Consider the following 6481-nt stretch of genomic DNA (forward strand, 5'->3'; position numbering starts at 1 on the left):
TGACGCTCCGCTCGTCGCGATCCCGTTGTGGCTCGTCCGCTCATGCCCGGACGCCCGCCGGGTCGGTCCCGAGCCGCCCGGGACCCGAGCGTGTCCGGCTGCAATTCGTTCGGACGGGCAGGAAAAGACCATCGATGCCGTGCGATTACCCGTGTCCGATTCCTCCCAGTACGCTACGGCGGTGTTCTCGATGTCGGTACCCCTGCCGCGTGCAGGGTCGTCCCGTCTCGCTCGGATCGGAAACGCACGCGGACATCGGACCGGTGTGCGGTGCGAAGTGGAAAGAACAGGACCTAAGCGAGCATGAGAGATCCTTCGTTACCCGAACCCAAGAGCGAACAGATCCGTTCCCGGATGACTGTCCAGGGCTGGTTCCAGGTTGCGTTCGCAGCCCTGGCGGTGTTCCTTCTGGTGGGCACGGTTATCGGTACCTACTTCATCGACCGGACCGCCCGGATCACCGACCAGTTGGTCGTGGACATCCAGCCGGCACAGGTCGAGGCGTACCGGTTCCAGTCTGCTCTGCTCAACCAGGAGACCGGAGCGCGTGGTTATGCCCTCACCGGAGACCCGGGCTTTCTCGAGCCGTACCTCACCGGGCTCGAGGCCGAGCAGAACTCCGTGGAGCGGCTGCGCACCCTGATGGCCGGTCACGACGATGCGCTCGCCAACCTCGACACCATCACCTCGAATGCGGCGGCATGGCGTGCCGAGTACGCAGAGCCGCTCGTGGATGCACCGCCGAGCGGGACCGAGCAAACCGATATCGCGGAGATCGAACGCGGACGTGCCGCCTTCGACGTGCTGCGCTCCCAATTCGAGGACCAGAACACGATCCTCGTCCAGGCTCAGGCGGACGGTTACGAGGGGCTCGTGCAAGCCCGCACCGTCCGCAATTCTGTCCTCGTGGCGATGGTGGTCGGTTTCCTGTTCACCGGCGCACTCATGGTCGTGCTCGTGCACAACCTGGTCGCCACGCCACTTCTCCGGCTCCGGGCGGCGACGCGGCGGGTTGCCGGTGACGGGAACTTCGATCAGCACATCTACCCGCAGGGCCCGAAGGACATCCGGGACCTTGCGACGGACGTGGAGGCGATGCGCGGGCACATCGCCCAGGCATTGACCGATGCACGCCGGCAGCAGGACAAGCTAGCTCGTCAGACCGCCGATCTCGATGCCCAGGCCGACGAGCTTCGACGCTCCAACACCGAACTGGAGCAGTTCGCCTACGTTGCGTCGCACGACCTGCAGGAACCGCTGCGCAAGGTTGCCTCCTTCTGCCAGTTGCTCGAGAAGCGCTACGGAGACAAACTCGACGACCGGGGTGCCCAGTACATCGCCTTCGCGGTCGACGGGGCGAAACGTATGCAGGTCCTCATCAACGACCTGCTGGCGTTCTCCCGCGTGGGCCGGGTCAACGACGCGCGTCTGCGCGTGGACCTGGACAAGACCTTGGACAAGGCGCAGTCCAATCTCGCGATCATGATCGACGAGGCACAGGCCCGCATCGAGCGGCCCGAGAAGATGCCCGAGCTGACCGGTGACCCCACCCTGCTGACGATGCTCTGGCAGAACCTGCTGGCCAATGCGATCAAGTTCCGGCATCCCGACCGGACTCCCGTCGTCCGGATCACGTGCGAGAGGGTGGACGCGGAGGACGACGCGGCCGGCTGGGAGTTCTCCGTCAGCGACAACGGCATCGGTATCCCCGCCGAATTCGCGGAAAAAGTCTTCGTCATCTTCCAGCGCTTGCATGCCCGGGACGTCTACACCGGGACCGGTATCGGTCTGGCCGTATGCCGAAAGATCGTCGACTACCACGGGGGCAACATCTGGATCGACACCACGTGGACGGAGGGAGCCCGCGTGTGCTTCACACTCGTCGGCGCGAAAACCCAGACCGAGCTGGGACCATCGGGAGCCGTTCACCCCGCGGGCCTGCCCGGCGCGGCGCGCTCCTAGCGCAGTTCCGGCGCCGCCGGGGGACATGGCGGTGCTGTCGATCCCGCAGGTTTCCGTGCAGTGAGGGCGGGGTACCGGAGAGAGAGGTTTGACATCTGCCCGGGCGGGTGGCGGACCCAGGCGGCGTGAGTTCAGAGCAGTAGCTCACGCCGCCGTCGGGGCTCAGCGGTCCTTGCCGACGGAATGATTCTCGACGACGGTGCGGGCCAGATCGGCAACCTTGAGATTGACTTGCTGCGACGTGCGCCGCAGAAGGTCGAACGCCTCGTCGGCTGTGAGGTCCTGGGCCGCCATCACGAGGCCGACTGCTTTGCCGATCTCCCGGTTGCTCACCAAACCGCTACGCAGCGAGTCGATGTCTTCGCCGCGCCCGATTGCGGTGGCAGTGACCGAGGCGAACGCCGCCAGCATGCTGGCATGGTCGGCCGCGGCCGCGGAAGTGAACGCGCCGGCAGTATCCGAGAACAGATTCAGTGCTCCGACCTTGCGTTCGTCGATCAGCAACCGGAAACCCATTGCTCCGCGCACGGGCGTGGACTCGACCACCGCCCGGGCGAGTGCGGGCCACGACGAGCCGTTCCGCAGATCTGCCTCGATCTGCGGAACCTCTTCCTCGATCGCGTCCAGGCAGGGTCCCTCACCGAGGTGCCGCTCGTGGGAATCGATGGCCGCAGCGACATCGTCGCTGGCGGCGACGAGGACGAACTCTCCGTTGCGGCGCAGCATCACGCTCGCGTGGTCACAGCCGGGCACGAGCAGGGTTGCGGCCACGCAGATCGCCGAGTACACCTCGGAAGCGTCGGCGCCGCCGTACAGGATCTCGGCCAGGGCAGTGAACACAGTTGCGGGATCGGCGTTGTTCGACGCCGGGGTGACGGTCGAGGATCCGTTCCCGTCGTGGTCCGTCATGCGGTGACCACCGGGCGACCGGAATCTCGGTGCATGCACTCGGAAGCACTCGAGATCTCTACCGGCTCAGACGAACACGGGTGTCGGCCGACCGTGCTCGGCGGGCACCACCGGTGACGCGACGCACAGCGATCCGAAGCCCCGATTCCCCCTGGACCGCGGGGAGGGGAGACCGGCCGAGCATTCGACGCGGGAACAACTCTCATTGAAGGGTTTCTCCTGAAACAGACCCGATCCCGCCGGTTCGAAAACTCGCACTCGACACCGCGGACACGATTGACGATCAAGGGCTTCTCTTTAACCCCGGGGAATCGTACCCGAGCGGAAGGGGCGCCGATCTTTCCGTGCCGGGCCCTCGAGGGGGCTTTCGCCTGCCGTGACGCCGAATCCGATTGCGTTGTGCCGGATGATCTTCATCGCCGCAGGAGGGAATAGGTGGAGGGCACTCTGGGCATAGATAAGAGGGAAAGACGTCGGCCGTCCATGGATGGCACGACCGTCGCCTCGATCGACGAGGCGGCGTATGGGTGAAAGGACTTCACATGTGGGCTCTGCTCAGTAAGCCGGTCCGTCGATGGGTGCTGCTCTCGCTGGCAGTTCCGCTGGTCGCCGGGGGTTTGTCTCTCGTTGCCGGTGTTCTGCAGCGCCGAAAAGGGCACCCGACGAAGACGTCGAAATCGTTGTTGGCGGTGTCGAACTTCCTCCGCAGGCGGCGCAACCGCGGGTCGAGTGATCACGGCCGTTCGAACACGGGCAAGTGACGCCGGAATCTCATATCCCCAGCCGGCCGCCTCCGTCACCCTGCGGGGAAATCTGGGCCGGCAATACGTATTCGAGCCGAAGGTCGTCAGGATTGAGGACGAACGGCCTTACCGATAGGGACCTTCGGCGAAGGTGAACGGGTAATACGGCGCGCGCTCCGGGATCGTTCGACCCCGGCCGGGGTCCGGATCGGCCGACGAGCCACCCGGCCGGGGGCCGGGACCGTCCCGGAGCGCCGCGCCTCACCGAACCTGCGGATCGCTGCCGCCGAATGCGGTATTCCACGTCACCGTCGCACCCACCGTGGTGGAATCGACAGATTCCGGACGGCGGGGTTGCCATACGCCACCCGGTGCGGTTCGATCCGAGGGACTCGGTGGGGGGACACATGAAGATCGTGGATGCGGTCGCGCGGGCGTCGATGTCGGTGCTGCTCGCGGCGACGGCCGGTGCCGGCATGGTGGTTCTCCCGGGAGTGGCCCACGCGCAGGCCGGAGACCGGACCGAGGTTCCGTACCTGTCCACAGCGCCGCTCGCCGAGAAGGTTGCGGGGTCGGTCGTGTCCATCGCCGTGCCGCTACCGCCGGAGGTGGGGCCGCACCCACCGGAGTGCGACCGACTGTCGTATCTGCGGTGGCGGTCGGTCGACGGCCCCGTCGAGTCCGGGGATGCCGATCGCATCTTCGTCGCACAGCCCGGAATCTTCGAGGGCGCAGGGGCATTCGAGAGTGTGGCTCGCAATACGGTGGTGGCGGCCTCAGAGCGCGGCCTGCACGTCGAGTTCTGGGCCCTCGACCGGCGCTCCAACTGTCTCGAGGACCACGTCGGGATGCGCGCCGCGCTCGAGACGGGCGATCTGGATACGGCCACCGACTACTACTTCCGCGACGCCGAGATCGACGGCGCACGCTTCGAAGGACATGCGACAGGGTCGGATGTCGCGTGGCTCGCACATGTGGGTCTCGAGCAGACCCTGCGCGACCAGTACGACCTTCTGCGACACGAGTTTCCGGACCAGAAGGTCCGCAAGGAGAAGGTGCTCTGCGGTGGGCACTCGATGGGCGGTTTCATCACCGGCTACTTCGCGGAATGGGATTTCGACGCCGACCCTGCCACCACCGACGACGCCGGCTACAACCAGTGCTCGGGCTATTTCGCGCTCGATACCGTTATTCGTGCGGGCGCGCCGTTCCCGAGTTCCGGGCAGCAACCCGACGTACCCGAAGCATTGGCCGCACCGCTCGAGATCTTCCTCGGAGCGGCCTCCACGGCGAGTCCGGTCCTGCAACTTCCCGCGGTCATCAACCCCGAAACCACGAATACCCTTGCGCTGGCAGGGCTTGCGGCACGGTTGGACCCCGACGGGGTCAACGACATCGTGTCGCGGATGCCCGACAACGCGAACGTGAACTGGACGCTGCGTACGTTGCTGGCGAAGGATCCGGAGATGTTCGCGACGGGTGTACCCGATGTGCGGACGCTCAACGCCACCAATGAAGCGGTGCTCGGCGCCCTCCTGGACGACAACTCACAGCCGCTGGGGTTCTTGCAGGCGAGTGTCGGGTTCATGACCGGAGGGCCCGTGCAGGACAAGGTGTTCCCGGTGCCGTCCACTCCGGAGATACTCGAATCGGGATCCTTCGGGGACGCCCCGAAGGCGTCGCCGGCGGTATACGGCGACCCCGAGGTGATCTACCGGTGGCTCGATTACGACGAGGTGGGTACCGAAGCGTCGTTGCCGGAGGAAAGCCGGTATACCTCTCGGGCCGGTGAGGTGACATCGATAAACGAGTTGGCGCGCAACCTGTCCGAGCCGCCGTTGGATTTCACCGAGTGGTACTTCCCGATGCGCTTACCGTCGGATCTCGCGCAGAGTACGGCCCCGTCGTTTGCGGCGCATCATCTGTACCGCGACGGGGTGACGAGGAACCCGGTCCTCACGTTGCGCGGGAGCGGTGGAATCACGCTCCCGGCGTCGAACCATCCGAACGCTGTGGCGATCACCCTTCCCGGGTACAACCACATCGACGTTCTCACCGCGGCAGCCGATCAGAACGACGGGCACGGCGAACCGGTGTCGCGAGCTCTCGTGGAGTTCGCGACACCGTAGGCCGTCAGGGGCGACCGGAGAAAATCGAGCTGTAATCGTAGGGACCGACCTGCGCGGCGGGCGCGACAGGCTCGGCCTGCTCGGGCTCGTTCGGGTTGACCGGCTGCAGGAACAAGGGATTGTTGGCTTCGGTGTAGCTACTCATGGTGGTCCTTTCGGGTTCGGCGCGGACAACTCCGGCCGAAGGGGAGCGACGAGGTGCAAACAGCGAGGTCGCGCGGTGTATGCGCGGGTACTCGGGTGCAGATCGAAGAAGATCATCGAGGCCCGTCCGAAGAAGATAGCTCGGAGGCTGCGAGCCGTGCGATTCCTCCACCCTACACCCCTGGGTCGCGCTCCCGCTGTGCGACACGGCGGGAGCGGAGCGGCGCGAGCGGCCGGAGAAGGAGGTTTAGGGCCGGGGCTCCGCCGGGAAGTACTCGGGCATGGCTAATTACAGAGTGATCGATCCCAAGGGCGACATAGTCGAGACCAAGGAAATCGCCAGTGCCGATGACGCGCATGCGTGGTTCGTCGACAAGCGTGCCGACAACAGCGAACTCGGCTGGCGGATGGAGGCCCAGAACGACGAAGACGGAACCTGGCACTTCTTCGACGACACCGAAGGCGCGTCCTGAGGTTGTCCCACTCGAAACGGGCCGGGGGCCGCGCACCGTGCGCGGCCCCCCGCCCGGGGGTTGTCAGGGGTGTGAGGCCGGTTTGTCAGACCTCGTGACGTCCGCGTCGGGGGCGGTGGAC

The 6481-nt window shown here is 65.9% G+C and carries 5 protein-coding genes; 3 read left to right on the top strand and 2 right to left on the bottom strand.

The window, feature by feature from the left end:
• The first annotated feature begins 303 nt into the window (after window positions 1-303).
• Entirely contained in the window at window positions 304-1962 is a 1659-nt protein-coding gene (locus ACLQ3J_RS08315; protein WP_425902809.1) for a sensor histidine kinase, read from the top strand.
• 162 nt (window positions 1963-2124) lie between these two features.
• Here ACLQ3J_RS08315 and ACLQ3J_RS08320 read toward each other — a convergent pair whose 3' ends face one another.
• Entirely contained in the window at window positions 2125-2871 is a 747-nt protein-coding gene (locus tag ACLQ3J_RS08320; protein WP_296551023.1) for a GAF and ANTAR domain-containing protein, read from the bottom strand.
• Between the two features lie 1150 nt (window positions 2872-4021).
• On the opposite strand from ACLQ3J_RS08320, the gene ACLQ3J_RS08325 reads away from it, so the two are divergent.
• A complete protein-coding gene (locus tag ACLQ3J_RS08325; RefSeq protein WP_296551024.1) occupies window positions 4022-5743 on the top strand; it encodes a hypothetical protein in 1722 nt (573 codons plus the stop codon).
• 4 nt (window positions 5744-5747) lie between these two features.
• Here the strand turns inward: ACLQ3J_RS08325 and ACLQ3J_RS08330 are convergent, their stop codons facing one another.
• A complete protein-coding gene (locus tag ACLQ3J_RS08330; protein WP_169652516.1) occupies window positions 5748-5888 on the bottom strand; it encodes a hypothetical protein in 141 nt (46 codons plus the stop codon).
• 280 nt (window positions 5889-6168) lie between these two features.
• On the opposite strand from ACLQ3J_RS08330, the gene ACLQ3J_RS08335 reads away from it, so the two are divergent.
• Complete coding sequence (locus tag ACLQ3J_RS08335) at window positions 6169-6360, top strand: hypothetical protein (protein ID WP_169621526.1); 192 nt, start codon at window positions 6169-6171, stop codon at window positions 6358-6360.
• Window positions 6361-6481 lie beyond the last annotated feature (121 nt).

It is taken from the genome of Rhodococcus sp. DT1 (assembly GCF_049844875.1).
In the GTDB taxonomy this organism is placed as follows: domain Bacteria; phylum Actinomycetota; class Actinomycetes; order Mycobacteriales; family Mycobacteriaceae; genus Rhodococcus.

Coding starts and splice junctions, on each gene's coding strand:
- ACLQ3J_RS08315 (WP_425902809.1), top strand. CDS start 304: ATGAGAGATCCTTCGTTACCCGAACCCAAGAGCGAACAGATCCGTTCC.
- ACLQ3J_RS08320 (WP_296551023.1), bottom strand. CDS start 2,871: ATGACGGACCACGACGGGAACGGATCCTCGACCGTCACCCCGGCGTCG.
- ACLQ3J_RS08325 (WP_296551024.1), top strand. CDS start 4,022: ATGAAGATCGTGGATGCGGTCGCGCGGGCGTCGATGTCGGTGCTGCTC.
- ACLQ3J_RS08330 (WP_169652516.1), bottom strand. CDS start 5,888: ATGAGTAGCTACACCGAAGCCAACAATCCCTTGTTCCTGCAGCCGGTC.
- ACLQ3J_RS08335 (WP_169621526.1), top strand. CDS start 6,169: ATGGCTAATTACAGAGTGATCGATCCCAAGGGCGACATAGTCGAGACC.